Annotated in this window: 13 protein-coding genes; 4 read left to right on the top strand and 9 right to left on the bottom strand. The window is 68.2% G+C overall.

Annotation, left to right across the window (positions count from 1 at the left end):
• Positions 1-7 precede the first annotated feature (7 nt).
• On the top strand, positions 8-859 hold the full coding sequence (lpxI, locus tag G3545_RS03730; RefSeq protein ID WP_246702677.1) for a UDP-2,3-diacylglucosamine diphosphatase LpxI: 852 nt from the start codon (positions 8-10) through the stop codon (positions 857-859).
• Entirely contained in the window at positions 856-2,034 is a 1,179-nt protein-coding gene (gene lpxB / locus G3545_RS03725; protein ID WP_170009970.1) for a lipid-A-disaccharide synthase, read from the top strand. Before lpxI ends, lpxB begins: the two co-directional genes overlap by 4 nt.
• Positions 2,035-2,224: 190 nt before the next feature.
• Here the strand turns inward: lpxB and gltA are convergent, their stop codons facing one another.
• Complete coding sequence (gltA, locus tag G3545_RS03720; RefSeq protein WP_170009968.1) at positions 2,225-3,532, bottom strand: citrate synthase; 1,308 nt, start codon at positions 3,530-3,532, stop codon at positions 2,225-2,227.
• Between the two features lie 250 nt (positions 3,533-3,782).
• A complete protein-coding gene (gene gltX, locus G3545_RS03715; RefSeq protein WP_170009966.1) occupies positions 3,783-5,219 on the bottom strand; it encodes a glutamate--tRNA ligase in 1,437 nt (478 codons plus the stop codon).
• Positions 5,220-5,395: 176 nt separating this feature from the next.
• Between gltX and G3545_RS03710 the strand changes: the two genes are divergently transcribed.
• The gene (locus G3545_RS03710) at positions 5,396-7,711 is read left to right on the top strand and encodes a ComEC/Rec2 family competence protein (RefSeq protein ID WP_170009964.1); all 2,316 of its coding nucleotides are present in this window, start codon (positions 5,396-5,398) and stop codon (positions 7,709-7,711) included.
• Here G3545_RS03710 and lexA read toward each other — a convergent pair.
• Entirely contained in the window at positions 7,705-8,397 is a 693-nt protein-coding gene (lexA, locus tag G3545_RS03705) for a transcriptional repressor LexA (RefSeq protein ID WP_170009962.1), read from the bottom strand. The two genes, G3545_RS03710 and lexA, sit on opposite strands and share 7 nt — an antisense overlap.
• A gap of 233 nt (positions 8,398-8,630) precedes the next feature.
• Between lexA and atzF the strand changes: the two genes are divergently transcribed.
• On the top strand, positions 8,631-10,439 hold the full coding sequence (gene atzF / locus G3545_RS03700) for an allophanate hydrolase (RefSeq protein WP_246702675.1): 1,809 nt from the start codon (positions 8,631-8,633) through the stop codon (positions 10,437-10,439).
• Positions 10,440-10,475: 36 nt separating this feature from the next.
• Here atzF and G3545_RS03695 read toward each other — a convergent pair whose 3' ends face one another.
• The 6 genes from G3545_RS03695 to trpD all read right to left on the bottom strand — a co-directional run bounded on the left by G3545_RS03695 (position 10,476) and on the right by trpD (position 15,254).
• Positions 10,476-11,168, bottom strand: a complete 693-nt coding sequence (locus tag G3545_RS03695) for a GntR family transcriptional regulator (RefSeq protein WP_170009958.1) — start codon at positions 11,166-11,168, stop codon at positions 10,476-10,478.
• 81 nt (positions 11,169-11,249) lie between these two features.
• Positions 11,250-11,642, bottom strand: coding sequence for an oxalurate catabolism protein HpxZ (hpxZ, locus tag G3545_RS03690; RefSeq protein ID WP_170009956.1), 393 nt, complete (start codon positions 11,640-11,642; stop codon positions 11,250-11,252).
• 58 nt (positions 11,643-11,700) lie between these two features.
• Entirely contained in the window at positions 11,701-12,918 is a 1,218-nt protein-coding gene (glp, locus tag G3545_RS03685; RefSeq protein ID WP_170009954.1) for a gephyrin-like molybdotransferase Glp, read from the bottom strand.
• 2 nt (positions 12,919-12,920) lie between these two features.
• Positions 12,921-13,409, bottom strand: coding sequence for a cyclic pyranopterin monophosphate synthase MoaC (moaC, locus tag G3545_RS03680; protein ID WP_170009952.1), 489 nt, complete (start codon positions 13,407-13,409; stop codon positions 12,921-12,923).
• Between the two features lie 3 nt (positions 13,410-13,412).
• A complete protein-coding gene (gene trpC, locus G3545_RS03675; RefSeq protein ID WP_170009950.1) occupies positions 13,413-14,225 on the bottom strand; it encodes an indole-3-glycerol phosphate synthase TrpC in 813 nt (270 codons plus the stop codon).
• A 12-nt stretch (positions 14,226-14,237) separates the two neighbouring features.
• Complete coding sequence (gene trpD, locus G3545_RS03670; protein WP_170009948.1) at positions 14,238-15,254, bottom strand: anthranilate phosphoribosyltransferase; 1,017 nt, start codon at positions 15,252-15,254, stop codon at positions 14,238-14,240.
• Positions 15,255-15,259: the final 5 nt, after the last annotated feature.

Below are 15,259 nucleotides of genomic sequence, written 5' to 3'. Positions count from 1 at the left end.
GGCGCCAATGGACGACGCGCCGCTTGCCATCGTCTGCGGCGGCGGCGCTTTCCCGCCCGCGGTCGCCCGTGCCGCGGAGATGGCTGGCCGGCGCGTGGTGATGTTCCCGCTGCGCGGCTTCGCCGGCGAGGAGATCGAAGCCTGGCCGCATGCCTGGGTTCATCTCGGCCAGTTCGGCCGGCTCACCACCGAGTTGCGCCGCCATGGCTGCCGCGATGTCGTCTTCATCGGCACGGTGCTGCGCCCGCGCATCCGCGACCTCAGGCTCGATCTGGCCGGACTCCGGCGCCTGCCGCGGGTGTTCGGCATGCTGCGCGGCGGCGACAATCATCTGCTGTCCAGCGTCGGCCAATTGTTCGAGGAGGAAGGCTTCCGCCTGCTCGGCGCGCACGAGGTCGCGCCCGGCATTCTCGCTCCGGCGGGGAGCCTTGCCGGTGCCCGTCCGAGCGCGGATGACAGTGCCGACATCGCTGTAGGTCAGCAGGCGCTGGAGGCGTTGAGCCCATTCGACATCGGCCAGGCCGTGGTCGTCATCAATGGCCACGTCGTGGCGGTTGAAGCGGCGGAAGGCACCGACCTGATGCTGGCGCGCTGCGCCGAGTTGCGCACCATCGGCCGGCTCAAGACACCGCTTGGCCGCGGCGTTTTGGTGAAGCTGCCGAAGCGCGGCCAGGACCGGCGGTTCGATCTGCCCTCGCTCGGCCCGCGCACCGTCGAAGGCGTCGCTAAGGCTGGGCTCGCCGGCATCGCGGTCGAAGCGGGTGGCGTCATCGTCACCGACACGGCGGAACTGGTGCGCGCCGCAGATGCGGCCGGCGTCTTCCTGGTCGGCCTCCCGCCGGTAAGCCTGACATCATGAGCCCGCGCTCCCGTCCGCTCGACGTCTTCGTGGTCGCCGGCGAGGAATCCGGTGACGTGCTCGCCTCGGCCTTCATGCGGGAATTGGGACAGACGCTCAATGGCGCGGTTCATTTTCGCGGCGTCGGCGGGCCGCGCATGGAGGCGGCAGGCCTCGTGAGCCTGTTTCCGATGGACGACATCACCGCTATCGGCTTCGGCCAGGTGATTGCCGGGCTGCCGCGCATCTTGCGGCGCATGGGCGAGACGGTCCGCGCGATCCTCAAGGAGCCGCCGGACGTGCTGGTGCTGGTCGATGCGCCGGACTTCAACCACCGTGTCGCGGCTCGGGTGCGCGCCCGGTTGCCGGATCTGCCGGTCGTGAAATATGTCGCGCCGACCGTATGGGTCTGGCGACCCGGCCGGGCCAAGGCGATGCGGCCTTATACAGACCATGTGCTGGCGCTGCTGCCATTCGAGCCCGAAGCCATGGCCCGGCTCGGCGGCCCGCCGACCACTTATGTCGGCCACCCGTTGCTCGGCGTACTCGACCGGCTGACCCCCGACGCGGGCGATGCGGCCCGACGCGCCGCAGAGCCGCCGCTGCTCCTCGCATTGCCCGGCTCGCGGCGCTCGGAGCTTGCGCGGCTTGGCGCTGATTTCGGCGCGGCGTTCGCACATCTGCGCGCCTCCGGTCGGGATTTCGAGCTCGCATTGCCGACATTGCCGCGTCGCGAGGCGGAGGTGAGAGCGATCACCGCCGGGTGGCCGGTGCAGCCGCGCATCATCACGGACGAGGGGGAAAAGCAGGCCGCCTTCCGGCGGGCACGGGCAGCGCTCGCGGCTTCCGGAACGGTGACGCTGGAACTGGCGCTCGCCGGCGTGCCGACCGTCGCAGCCTATAAGGTGCACACCATCGAGGCCTGGCTGGCGCCGATCCTGCTCAGCGGCACCTCGATCATCCTCACCAACCGCATCCTTGGCGAGGATGTGGTGCCGGAATTCTTGCAGACCGACTGCGTCCCGGGAAAGCTTGCCGCGGCGCTAGAGGCAGCGATGAATGAGGGGCCGGCACGTGAGCGCCAGCTCAATGGCTTCAGGCGGCTGCGCGAGATTCTCAAAGTCGACGGCAAGACACCGGCGCAGCGCGCGGCCCAGGTCGTGCTGGATGTGGTTGGGGAACGGCGTTCTGCGTGAGCTCCTTCGAGGCCCGGCTTGCCGGGCACCTCAGGATAACGTTGCTTTTGTAACCATGTCATCCTGAGGTGCGAGCGCAGCGAGCCTCGAAGGAGCTCACGCAGAGCGGCGCTCCAAGCCATCCAAAAACAAAAACCCCGGGACAGCGTCCCGGGGCTTTCTCGTTGGTCGATACCGCCTCAGCGGTTCATCATTTCCGGCGTGCCATCGGCACGTAGTCGCGCTGGGTGGCGCCGGTATAGAGCTGGCGGGGACGGCCGATGCGCTGGCCCGGATCCTCGATCATTTCCTTCCACTGGCCGATCCAGCCCACGGTGCGGGCGAGGGCGAACAGCACGGTGAACATCGAGGTCGGGAAGCCGAGCGCGCGCAGCGTGATGCCGGAATAGAAATCGATGTTCGGATACAGCTTGCGCTCGACGAAATATTCGTCCTGCAGCGCGATGCGCTCCAGCTCAATGGCGATGTCGAGCAGCGGATCGTCCTTGATGCCGAGTTCGCCGAGCACCTCGTGGCAGGTCCGCTGCATGATCTTGGCACGCGGATCGTAGTTCTTGTAGACCCGGTGACCGAAACCCATCAGGCGGAACGGATCGTTCTTGTCCTTGGCGCGCTTGATGTATTCCGGGATGCGATCGACCGAGCCGATCTCACCCAGCATCTTCAGCGCCGCCTCGTTGGCACCACCATGCGCCGGCCCCCACAGGCAGGCAATGCCGGCGGCGATGCAGGCGAATGGATTGGCGCCCGAGGAGCCGGCGAGCCGCACCGTCGAGGTCGAGGCGTTCTGCTCGTGATCGGCGTGCAGGATGAAGATGCGGTCGATGGCGCGGGAGAGGATCGGGTTCGCCTTGTATTCCTCGCACGGCACCGAGAAGCACATGCGCAGGAAGTTCGAGGCGTAGTCGAGGTCGTTCTGCGGATACACGAAAGGCTGGCCGATGGTATACTTATAAGCCATCGCCGCCAGCGTCGGCATCTTCGCGATCATGCGAATCGACGCGATCATCCGCTGCTGCGGATCGGAGATGTCGGTGCTGTCATGATAGAAGGCCGAGAGCGCGCCGACCGAGGCCACCATCACCGCCATCGGGTGGGCGTCGCGGCGGAAGCCGTGGAAGAACCGGCTCATCTGCTCGTGCACCATGGTGTGGCGCGTGACGCGGTAATCGAAATCGGCTTTCTGCGCCGCGGTCGGCAATTCCCCGTACAGCAGCAGGTAGCAGGTCTCGAGGAAGTCGCCGTGCTCGGCGAGCTGCTCGATCGGATAGCCGCGATAGACGAGCAGGCCGGCATCGCCGTCGATATAGGTGATCTGGCTTTCGCAGGCGGCGGTCGAGGTAAAACCCGGATCGTAGGTGAACATGCCCGTCTGGGCGTAGAGCTTACCGATGTCGATGACGTCCGGACCAATGGTCCCCGGCAGGATAGGCAGATCCCAGCTCTGATTGCCGATCGTGAGCGTGGCATTTTTCGCCGAGGAACTTATGGCGTCCATACGGGATCTCCCTGAAATCGATGAACCGATTTAATGCGAATGCGTGACGGTGTCGCGTCATCCGTCACGGCCTGCGCGGCCAGCTGCGGGTGCATCAAAATGTCCCGTCTCGGCGCGGATTATTAAAGTCGTAGCTCTTTCGGCTAGTGCTCGCAAGCGCAGCGGGCGTGGTATTGCGCGCCAAGGCAACCCTCGGGTTTGCCGTCGATTTCCCGCGTTCGCGCTCGCACAAAGCTCACCTTGCGCGAGCTCAAGCGGCGGCCGCAACACCGCTCTGGTCGGCGAGCCGGGCGAGGCTCTCGTCCTTCCCGAGCACGGCCAGCACGTCGAAAATGCCGGGCGACGAGGTGCGCCCGGTGATCGCCGCGCGCATCGGCTGGGCCAGTGCGCCGAGCTTGATGCCCCCCTCCTCGGCTACCGCCCGCACCGCGGTCTCGGTGCTGGAGGCCGACCAATCCTCGACTTGTGCCAGCGCGGCGCGCGCCTTGGCGAGCAGCGACCTCGCCTCGGTGGTGAGCAGAGCGCGCGCCTTGTCGTCGATCGCGACCGGTCGGTCCTCGATGATGTAGGCGGCGCTGTCGATCAGCTCGACCAGCGTCTTGGCGCGCTCCTTCAGGCCGGGCATCGCCTCCAGCAGTTGCGCGCGCTTGCCGGGCGTGAGCTTGGCGGCGACGCTGGCGCCGTTCGGCAGGTGAGGCAGCACTGCGTCCAGCGCAGACATCAGCTGATCGTCCGGCGTTGCACGCATATAAACGCCGTTCAAATTCTCAAGCTTGGCGAAGTCGAACCGAGCCGCCGAGCGGCCCACCTTGTCGAGGTCGAACAGGCGGCTCATCTCGTCGGTGGAGAAGATCTCCTGGTCGCCATGGCTCCAGCCGAGGCGCACCAAGTAATTGCGCAGCGCCTCGGGCAGGTAGCCCATGGCGCGATAGGCATCAACGCCGAGCGCGCCATGGCGCTTGGAGAGCTTGGCGCCGTCCGGCCCGTGGATGAGCGGGATATGCGCCATCTTCGGCACGCTCCAGCCGAGCGCCGCATAGATCTGCGCCTGACGGGCAGCATTGGTGAGATGGTCGTCGCCGCGGATGATGTGGGTGATAGCCATGTCGTGGTCGTCGACCACCACCGAGAGCATATAGGTCGGCGTGTCGTCCGAGCGCAGCAGCACAAGATCGTCGAGATCCTTGTTGGCGAACACCACGCGACCCTGCACCAGGTCGTCGATCACCGTCTCGCCCTCGGTCGGCGCCCTGAGGCGGATGGCCGGCAGCCGGTCGGCGGGCGCCTCGGAGGGGTCGCGGTCGCGCCAGCGGCCGTCATAGCGCGGCGCCCGGCCTTCGCGGCGCGCGGTCTCGCGCATCTCCTCGAGCTCGGCACTCGTCGCATAGCAGCGATAGGCACGCCCGTCGGCCAGCATGCGGTCTACCGCCGCGCGGTGCCGCTCGGCGCGGGCGAACTGGTAGACGACGTCGCCGGACCAATCGATGCCGAGCCAGGAGAGGCCGTCGAGAATGGCGTCGATGGCCTCGGGCGTGGAGCGCTGGCGGTCGGTGTCCTCGATGCGCAGCAGCATCTTGCCGCCCTTCGCCCGCGCATAGAGCCAGTTGAACAGCGCGGTACGGGCGCCGCCAATGTGCAGGAAGCCGGTCGGCGAAGGGGCGAAGCGGGTGACGACGGTCTCTGACATGAAAGCTAGATCTCACTGCGGCGGTTCGGCAAATTGGATACGCGAACAGGCCGGCAATTGGCTGGTGAGCGGGCGCGCTGCGTGTAGCATAGGTCGCTAGGCAGGCAAAATCGGGCGGACGACCGGATAATCCAAGGATTAGACGCGAATTTGGCGAGCCGGTCGGGGGCAGGGGAATGGTTGATGAGCAAGGGCGGCAGCATGGCGCGCGGTCACGCGCGATTGCTGCAGTACGCCCACTCGCGGGGCCGATACTCGCTCCGGGCCTGCCGGGCTTGCGCAAGCTGGGGGCAGGACTCGCGCTCGATCTGGCGCGGGAGGTTGGCGAGCGACGCGGTTTCCTCTGGCTTCCGGTCGCCTTTGCCATCGGCGTCGGCCTCTATTTTGGCGCTGCTCGCGAGCCGTCGACGATAGCGGCCTCAGCGCTTACAGCACTGCTCATGGCCCTCGCCCTTGCGGTACGGAGTCGGGCCGTTGCCTTCCACCTGCTGGCCGGACTGGCGGCCATCGCCGCCGGCTTCGCACTTGCCACGCTACACACTGCGCGCATCGCCCATCCGGTGTTGCCGACGCAGCTGGTCGCGGCGGAAGTCTCCGGCTTCGTTGAGCGAGCGGAACTGCGCACCAAGGATGGCAAGCAGAACGGACGCATCGTGCTGCGCGTGACCGCCCTGGAGCGGGCAGGCGAGCCGCGACCCGAACGGGTGCGCGTGACCGTGCCGGGTACGCCGCCTACGGTCGGCAGCCATGTCACCGTCCGTGCGACGCTGGGCCCGCCGCCGGGGCCGGCCTATCCCGGCGGCTATGATTTCGGCCGCGATGCCTGGTTCGACGGCATCGGCGCCACCGGCTTCGCCTTCGGCAAGGCCCGGGAGAGCGCGGCGCCGGTGGCCGTGCCACCCACGCTCGGTTTCGCCGCATGGTTGGACGAAGTGCGCGCCGCCATGGCCGGACGCATCACTGCGGTCCTGTCCGGCGATACCGGGGCGATCGCGGTGGCGCTTGTCACCGGATTGCGTGGCGGCGTGAGCGAAAGCGTCGAGGAGGTGATGCGCGTCTCCGGCCTCTCGCACATCCTCTCCATCTCCGGCCTGCACATGGCGCTGGTCGCCACCACCACCTTCATCCTGGCGCGCGCCTTGCTGGCGCTGTGGCCCGCGCTTGCACTACGCTGGCCGATCAAGGCCTACGCCGCCGTGCCCGCCATCGCGGCGGCGACCTTCTATCTCGTGCTGTCCGGCAATGAGGTGCCCACGCAGCGCTCCTATCTGATGACGCTGCTGGTGCTTGTCGGGGTGATGCTCGGACGTCCGGCGCTGACGCTGCGCACGCTCGCCATCGCCGCCATGATCGTGCTCGCCGCTGCGCCGGCGACGCTGCTCGATCCCGGAACGCAGATGTCGTTTGCCGCAACGCTGGCGCTGGTCGCCGCGCACGAAGCGTTCGGCCGTCGCCTCATCAATTCGGTCGGTGCAAGCACGCCGGTCGGCGGCTACGCGCTGCGCTATGTCGGGGCTCTGCTCGTGACTTCGCTGGTCGCCGGGCTGGCGACAGCTCCCTACGCCGCCTTCCATTTCCAGCGCCTCGCGCCGTTCAGCCTGCTGGCCAATCTCGCCGCCGCGCCACTGGTATCGCTGATCGTCATGCCGTTCGGGCTGCTGGGCGCGCTGCTGCTACCGTTTGGCTGGGACGGACCGGCATGGTCGGCCATGGGGTTCGGCATAGATGGCATGAGCTACATTGCCGCGACGGTGGCGGCCATGCCGGATGCCGACCGCGGCCTGCCGGCGTTTCCCCTGGCGACGCTGATCCTGTTCAGCCTTGCTCTGGCCTGCCTGTGCCTGCTGCGCACCCGCCTCGTTCTCATCGCGCCGGTGCTGGCAGCGGCGGGTCTCTGGATCGGCGCGTCCCCCGACCGCCCGGATCTGCTGGTCGACGCCACCGGAAAGACCGTGGCGGTGCGGGGCCTAGATGGGCGCCTCGCCCTGATGGGGGATCGTCCGACGGCAGTTCTCGCCAGCCGCTTCGCCGGCGAGCAATGGCTTGGCGCGGAGGGGGATCGTGCCGCGCTCGCCGCGCCCGGCGCACAGATGGCGGCGCCGCTTTGCGATCGGCTGGGCTGTACACTGCCGATGACGGACGGGCGAAACGCCGCCCTGTCGCTCTCGCGCGATTCGCTCGTCGACGACTGCCGTCTCGCCGCCGTGCTCGTCACCCCATTCGAGCCACCCGAGGATTGCGCGGCCTATGTGGTGCGGATCGCGCCGGATGGCAGCTCAGGCGCGCAAGCGCTCCATCTCGCCGCTGATGGGCCACAACTTGTTCGTGGTCGCCCGGAAGGCGTAGAACGACCTTGGCTGCCGATGCCGCGTGAAAAGCTGGCGAACGCCGCGGCAAAGTCGCCACGACCCATCACGCCGATCGATCCTGCCGGCACGGCGGATACCGAGACCCTGTCGCCGGAGCAGGCGTCGCCCGCGCCGGATCAATAACGGCGGAACAGGCCGACCAGGCGTCCCTGGATGCGCACCCGGTCAGGGCCGAAAATGCGGGTCTCGTAGGCTGGATTAGCCGCTTCGAGGGCGACCGATGCCCCCTTCTTGCGCAACCGCTTCAAGGTGGCTTCCTCATCATCGATCAGCGCCACCACGATCTCACCCGTGTCCGCGGTCTCGGTCTTGCGGATCAGCGCGAGGTCGCCGTCGAGAATGCCAGCCTCGATCATCGAATCGCCGCGTACCTCAAGCGCATAGTGTTCGCCACTCGCCAGCATTTCCGGCGGCATCGAAATGGTGTGGCTGCGCGACTGGATCGCGGAGATCGGCGTGCCGGCGGCGATGCGGCCCATCACCGGGATGGGCACCGGGCGCGACGGCTCGTCTTCTGTGGGCGGGCGCACCCGGCCGAGGCCACCCTCGACCACGTTCGGCGAGAAGTTACGCGACGGGCGGATCGGCTGCACGCTATCCGGCAGGCGCACCACTTCGAGCGCCCGAGCGCGATTCGGCAGGCGGCGAATGAAGCCACGCTCTTCGAGCGCCGTAATGAGGCGATGGATGCCTGATTTCGAGCGGAGATCGAGGGCTTCCTTCATCTCCTCGAAGGAGGGCGGCACGCCGCTTTCCTTGAGCCGTTCATGGATGAAGCGAAGCAGCTCATGCTGTTTGCGGGTGAGCATTCCGACCCCTCGATCTGGCTGACACAGGCGAAGACGGGCCCGAGTCAAACGAAACAAAGCACGAACAAAAACCTAGCTGTTCTTTTTGTGTTCCACAACAGTAAAGATACCGCTAATGCCCCGCCGTTTCCGTGGACGGCCAAAGCGGCCCGACATTTGCCTGTATGCAATCTGGCGCAGAGTGCCTATTGCAAGGGCATAGCGCCAGGGGCGGCAGAGTCGGGAGGCTTGTATTGGTCGAGACAATCGCGGAGGTCGTGGCGGCTCATCGGCAAGGCAAGGCGCGACCGGCGGAGACACTCGCGGCCTGCATGGCGCGCATCGCCGCCTATGACGACCCGGCGGTGTTCACGGCCATTGCCGAACCCAAGGCGATCCACGCCCAGCTCAAGTCGTTGGAGGGCTCAGATCCCGAGCGGCTGCCGCTTTACGGCGTGCCCTTCGCGGTGAAGGACAATATCGACGTCGCCGGCCTGCCCACCACCTGCGCCTGCCCGGACTTCGCCTATATGGCGACCAAGGATGCTGTGAGCGTGGCGCGCCTGCGCCGGGCCGGCGCCATCGTGGTCGGCAAGACCAATCTCGATCAGTTCGCCACCGGCCTTGTCGGCCGCCGCTCGCCCTATGGCACGCCGCGCAATCCGATCCGCGCCGATCTGGTGCCGGGCGGCTCCAGTTCCGGTTCCGGCGTTGCCGTCTCCGCCGGGCTGGTGCCATTTGCGCTCGGCACCGACACCGCGGGTTCGGGCCGCATTCCCGCCGGGCTCACCAATATCGTCGGGTTGAAGCCGAGCCTCGGCCTGGTCTCGACCACCGGCGTGGTTCCGGCGTGTCGTTCGCTCGATTGCGTCTCGGTGTTCGCGCGCACCGTCGGCGATGCCTTCACTGCGTTACAGGCGATGGCCGGGGCAGACCCATCCGATCCCTTCTCGCGCGATCTGCCGCTTGGCCATGCCGGCGGCGTGGCGCCGAAGCTACGCATCGGCGTGCCGCGCAGCGTGGATTGCGTGACGTTCGGCGATCGCGAGACCGAAGGCGCCTTCGTGCGCGCGCTGGCCCGTCTCGGTGCGCTTGGGGCCGATATCGTCGAGATCGAGATGGAGCCCTTCTTCGAGGCGGCGCGCCTGCTTTACGACGGTCCCTGGGTCGCCGAACGCTATGCCGCGGTCGGCGGCTTCCTGGAATCCCGGCCGGATTCCTTTCATCCAGTGGTGCGTTCCATCATCGAACAGGGGCGGGCCCTGAGCGCGGTCGACGCGTTCCGCGGTCTCTACCGCCTTGCCGAGTTGAAGGCGCGGGCGCGACAGGAGATGACCGGGCTCGATGCGTTGATGGTGCCGACCATGCCTACCGTCTACACGCTGGCGCAGCTCGATGCCGATCCGGTGCGGCTGAACAGCAATCTCGGAATCTACACCAATTTTGTGAACCTGCTCGATATGTGCGGCCTCGCCGTACCCTCCGAAATCCGCCGCGACGGTGCGCCGTTCGGCATCACCTTGCTGGCGCCGGCCGGGCGCGACGCGCATCTTGCGGCGATCGGCGCGGCCTTCCACGCCCGCACCGGGCTCGCCATGGGCGCCACAGGGCGTGCGCTACCTCCACTCGCGCCCGCCACGCCCACTGCCGGGCCGGGGCGGATCGAGATCGCGCTGTTCGGCGCGCATCTGTCCGGCTTGCCGCTCAATGGCGAATTACTGGCGGCCGGCGGCACCTTCGTGCGGCAAGCCCGCACCAATGCGGATTATCGGCTGTACTTGTTGCCGGAAGGCCGGGTTCGGCGGCCCGGTCTACTGCGCGGCCGACCGGGAAGCGGCGCGCCGATCGCGTGCGAGGTGTGGTCGCTGCCGGCGCAGAATTATGGTCCGTTCCTGGCGAAGATACCGGCGCCGCTCGGCATCGGCAGCATCACGCTGGACGACGGTTCCGACGTGAAGGGCTTCCTGGTCGAAGCGACAGGAGTGGCATCCGCGCGTGACATCACCGCCTATGGCGGCTGGCGCGGCTTCCTCGCCGCGGAGGTAGAGGCGGCTGCGATCTAAGGCATAACATCAGGAACTTACCGTAAGCAATTACGATCACACGCTTTGAGCATACTGCTCATAAGCGTCATGGACGATGACGATATGGTCGCGCATCGCCACCGCGGCGCCGTCCCGGTCGCCGCGCAATATCGCGGTGACCACCCGGTCATGCTCGGTGTGGGAGAGCGCGAGCCGGCCCAGCGCGCGGAACTGCGCGCGGCGGAACGGCGAGAGCCGACGCCTTGTGCCGAGCGTGATCTCGGCGAGATAGCCATTGTGGCTGCCGGCATAGATCGAGGTGTGGAAGGTCTCGTTGGCCTCGCGATAGCCGAGGAAATCCCCGGTTCGCATCAGGTCTCCCATCTCCGCATGCAGCGCTTCGAAGGCGCGGCGCTCGGCCGGATTCATCTTCAGCGCGCAGAGCCCGGCGCACAGTGCCTCCAATTCGGCCATGACGTCGAACATCGCCTGCAGCCGCTCGACGCTCGGGCGCGCCACCACGGCGCCGCGGTGCGGGCGGGTGTCGACCAGGCCGGAGGCGGCGAGTTCGCGGATCGCCTCGCGCACCGGCGTGCGGGAGACGCCGAAGCGGGCGGCGAGCGCCGTCTCGTCCAGCGTGGTGCCGGGTGGCAGCAGGCCGCGCGTGATCTCGTCGGCGATCTGGAAGCGCAACTCCTCTGCACGCGTGGCACGCGGAGCGGGTCCGGCATCACCAGTGGGGACGAGGGGGGCGGGGACGGAACGCATGCGACGGTGAAATTCCCGGATCGGGCGCGATTCGCCCGCTGCAACTGAAGGTTCGGAGCATATAGCGGGTGCCCCGGCCCGTCAGCCCGCGGCCGGTTCCTCGATCAGCGAGACATGGGCCGCGACCACTTTCCAGCCGTCCGGCGTACGCATCCAGGTCTGCATCTGCCGGCCGACCTTGCCCGAGGTCGCCGCCCGGCGGAACAGCGTCGCGGCGGTCGCCATGTCGGTGCCGTAGGTGGTGATGACCGTGCGCTCCAGGCTGCGGGCGAGCCCCATGGCCGAGCGCGCGGCACGGAAGGCGCGGATCGCCTCGATGCCGTAGAGATTCTCCGCTCCGCCATAGCGGATGGTGAGCGGGCTGTCCCAGAACAGCGCGTCGAGCGTTGCCACGTCGTTCGAGACCAGCGCCGCCTCGTAGCGCTGGAACACCGCGGTCACCTCGGCAAGGATTTCGGGGAGATTGATCTGCATCGGCTCTGCTCCGTTACGTCCGCGCGATCATGCACGAGCCGGGCCGGATTCCGCGAGGTCAGTCGTTGAGCAGCACGATGTCGCATGCGTCCCCGGCGCGGCCCGCCGGCGCATGCGGCGGGCGCACCAGCAGCGCGTCGGCGCGTGCGAGAAGGCGGAGCATGGAGGAATCCTGCACCGGCAGCGGCCGCACGATCGGCCCGCGAGCGCCCCGGCCGATGATCTCGGCGCGCATGAAATCCATCCGCAGATCATTGGCCTTGAGATCGACGCCGAGTTCCGCCGGCGTCAGCGGCAATCGGTCGACGCCCGCTGTCTCGCCCTGGAGGCGGCGCAGCAGCGGCACCAGGAACAGCAGCGCGCAGACATGTGCCGACACCGGGTTGCCGGGCAAGCCAAGTATCCGGGTGGCGTTCGCGTGGCCGAACATCAGCGGCTTGCCCGGGCGCAGCGCGATCTTGTGCACGGCAAGCTCGATGCCGAGGCCGAGCAGCGTCGGGGCGACGAGATCATGATCGCCGACCGAGGCGCCGCCGGTCGTCACCAATACATCGAGATCGGCGGCGAGGGCGCTGGTGAGACCGGCGCGCGTCGCGTCCGGCGTATCGGCAAGCCGGCCGAGATCGACCACCTCGGCGCCGGCAAGCCGGGCGAGGGCGCCCACTGCATAGATGTTGGAGAGGATCACCTGATGCGGGCCGGCGCCGGTGCCGGGCGGCACCAACTCGTCGCCGGTGGCGAAGATGCCGACCCGCGGGCGGCGCACCACTTCGAGATTGGCATGGTCGGCAGCGGCGGCGAGCGCGAGGTCGCGGGCGGTGAGCCGGTGCCCGGCCTGAAGCACGATGTCGCCCTTGGCGAAGTCGCCGCCGGCGAAACGCACGTGCCGACCACGCGTCGTCGCTTCCAGCATGGTGATGCGCTCGCCTTCGCGGCGCGTGTCTTCCTGGATGACGACGGCGTCGGCGCCAGCCGGTATCACGCCGCCGGTAAACACGCGTACCGTCTCGCCGGATTGCAGCGTGCCGTCATGCGGGCGTCCCGCCGCCGCCTCGCCGGCGAGTGTCAGCGTCACCGGCACGGTCGCGACATCGGCGGCACGCACCGCATAGCCGTCCATCGCCGAGACGTCCGCCGCCGGCGTGGTGCGGCCGGCGATCACCGCGCTGGCGAGCACGCGATGGTGCGCTTCGCCAACCGGCACGGTCTCGGCGTCCAGCGCGCCTGCGCCCGCGAGCACCCGGGCCAGCGCTTCTTCAGTCGGGATTAGCGCCATGGTCAGTCCGCCTGCCAGTGGCCCGAGCGGCCGCCGGCCTTCTCGACGACCCTGATGCCCTCGATGCGCATGCCGCGCTCCACCGCCTTGGCCATGTCATAGATGGTGAGGCAGGCGACGGAGACCGCGGTGAGCGCCTCCATCTCGACCCCGGTCTTGCCGGAGGTGCGCACGGTCGCGCGCACGACGAGGCCCGGCAGCGCCGGATCGGCGTCGATCTCCACCGCGACCTTGGTCAGCTGCAGCGGATGGCAGAGCGGGATCAGCTCATGGGTGCGCTTCGCCGCCATGATGCCGGCGATGCGCGCCGCGCCGAGCACGTCGCCCTTCTTCGCATTGCCGGACAGGATCAGGTTCAGCGTCTGCTGCGTCATCACCACATGGCCTTCGGCCGTGGCGGTGCGGTCGGTGATCGCCTTGTCGGCGACATCGACCATGTTCGCGGCGCCGGTGGCGTCGAGATGCGTGAGACGTTCCTCGCCAGCGGCCACGGCTCAGCCCGCCGCCCGCAGGACGGCCGGCGCCAGCAAGGCGCGGGTCGCCGCGGTGACGTCGGCCTGCCGCATCAGGCTCTCGCCGACCAGGATGGAACGGATGCCGACCTCGGCCAGCCGTGCCACGTCGGCCGGCGTGAAGATGCCGCTCTCGCCCACCATGATGCGGTCCGCCGGGATGCGCGGCGCGAGGCGTTCCGACGTCTCCAGCGACGTCTCGAAGGTCCGCAGATTGCGGTTGTTGATGCCGATCAGCCGCGCCGGCAGCTTCAGGGCGCGATCGAGCTCGGCGCCGTCATGCACCTCCACCAGCGCGTCCATGCCGAGGCCGTGGGCGCCTTCGACAAGGTCGAGCGCGAGAGCGTCATCGACCGCCGCCATGATGACGAGGATGGCGTCGGCGCCCCAGGCACGAGCCTCATACAGCTGGTACGGGTCGTACATGAAATCCTTGCGCAGCGCCGGCAGCGCGCAGGAGGCGCGAGCGCTGGTCAGGAACTCCGGCGCGCCCTGGAAAGAGGGCGCGTCGGTCAGCACCGACAGACAGGTCGCGCCGCCGGCCGCATAGGCTTTTGCGAGCGCGGGCGGATCGAAATCGGCACGGATCAGGCCGCGCGACGGGCTTGCCTTCTTGATCTCGGCAATCAGGGCGGTGTGGCCAGTCGCAATGCTGTGCTCGATCGCCTTCAGGAAGCCGCGCGTCGGGCTCGCCGCTTCCGCCGCAGCGCGAACACTCGCGAGCGGCCTGGACTGCTTCGCCATCGCGATTTCTTCACGCTTGTAGGCGCCGATCTGTTCCAGAATATCTGCCATCGCTATGCCTCCTCAGGCTGCGTTGGAGACCGCGACGAGCCGCTCGAGCGCCTCGCTCGCCTTGCCCGCTTTCAGGCTGGCGCGTGCAATGTCGAGCCCGGCGGCAATGTCGTCGGCGCGGCCGGCCACCACCAAGGCGGCGGCGGCGTTCAGCAGCGAGACGTCGGCATAGGCGCCCGGTTCGCCCGCCAGCACCGCGCGCAGCGCCACGGCATTGACGGTGCCGTCGCCGCCCTTCAGCGCCGACGGCGTCGAGGTCGCGATGTCGAGGCTCGCTGGGGAGATCTCGAAGCTGCGGATCGTGCCGTTCTTCAGCTCCGCCACATAGGTCGGGCCGGTGGTGGTGATCTCGTCGAGCCCGTCGGAGCCGTGCACCACCCATGCGCTGGTGGAGCCGAGCGTCCGCAGCACCTCGGCGAGCGGTTCGATCCAGCTGCGCGCGAACACGCCGACCATCTGCCGGGTGACGCCGGCCGGGTTCGACAGTGGACCCAGCAGGTTGAAGATGGTGCGCGTGCCCATCTCCACCCGCGTCGGGCCCACATGCTTCATCGCCGGATGGTGCGCGGGGGCGAACATGAAGCCGATGCCGGCCTCGGCGATGCAGCGGGAGATCTGCTCGGGCGTGAGGTCGATCTTCACGCCCAGCGCCATCAGCACGTCGGCGGCTCCGGACTTGGAGGAGAGCGCGCGATTGCCGTGCTTGGCCACCGGCACGCCGGCGCCGGCGACGATGAAGGAGGCGCAAGTGGAGATATTGTAGGACCCGGAGGCGTCGCCGCCGGTGCCGACCACATCCACCGCCCCCGTGGGGGCTTCGACGCGCAGCATCTTGGAGCGCATCGTCGAAACTGCGCCGGCAATCTCGTCCACGCTCTCGCCGCGTACCCGCAGGCCCATCAGCAGTGCGCCGATCTGCGAGGGCGTGGCTTCGCCGGACATCATGATGTCGAAAGCGTGTGCCGATTCCTCGCGCGACAATGCGGTGCCGGTCGCGACCTTGCCGATCAGGTTCTTGAGGTTTTCCATTTTGC

Source organism: Starkeya sp. ORNL1 (genome assembly GCF_012971745.1).
In the GTDB taxonomy this organism is placed as follows: Bacteria; Pseudomonadota; Alphaproteobacteria; order Rhizobiales; family Xanthobacteraceae; genus Ancylobacter.
The sequence above is the reverse complement of the archived record's forward strand: the minus strand, read 5'-3'. Positions and strand labels throughout refer to the sequence as shown.

Coding starts and splice junctions, on each gene's coding strand:
- lpxI (WP_246702677.1), top strand. CDS start 8: ATGGACGACGCGCCGCTTGCCATCGTCTGCGGCGGCGGCGCTTTCCCG.
- lpxB (WP_170009970.1), top strand. CDS start 856: ATGAGCCCGCGCTCCCGTCCGCTCGACGTCTTCGTGGTCGCCGGCGAG.
- gltA (WP_170009968.1), bottom strand. CDS start 3,532: ATGGACGCCATAAGTTCCTCGGCGAAAAATGCCACGCTCACGATCGGC.
- gltX (WP_170009966.1), bottom strand. CDS start 5,219: ATGTCAGAGACCGTCGTCACCCGCTTCGCCCCTTCGCCGACCGGCTTC.
- G3545_RS03710 (WP_170009964.1), top strand. CDS start 5,396: ATGGTTGATGAGCAAGGGCGGCAGCATGGCGCGCGGTCACGCGCGATT.
- lexA (WP_170009962.1), bottom strand. CDS start 8,397: ATGCTCACCCGCAAACAGCATGAGCTGCTTCGCTTCATCCATGAACGG.
- G3545_RS03695 (WP_170009958.1), bottom strand. CDS start 11,168: ATGCGTTCCGTCCCCGCCCCCCTCGTCCCCACTGGTGATGCCGGACCC.
- hpxZ (WP_170009956.1), bottom strand. CDS start 11,642: ATGCAGATCAATCTCCCCGAAATCCTTGCCGAGGTGACCGCGGTGTTC.
- glp (WP_170009954.1), bottom strand. CDS start 12,918: ATGGCGCTAATCCCGACTGAAGAAGCGCTGGCCCGGGTGCTCGCGGGC.
- trpC (WP_170009950.1), bottom strand. CDS start 14,225: ATGGCAGATATTCTGGAACAGATCGGCGCCTACAAGCGTGAAGAAATC.
- trpD (WP_170009948.1), bottom strand. CDS start 15,254: ATGGAAAACCTCAAGAACCTGATCGGCAAGGTCGCGACCGGCACCGCA.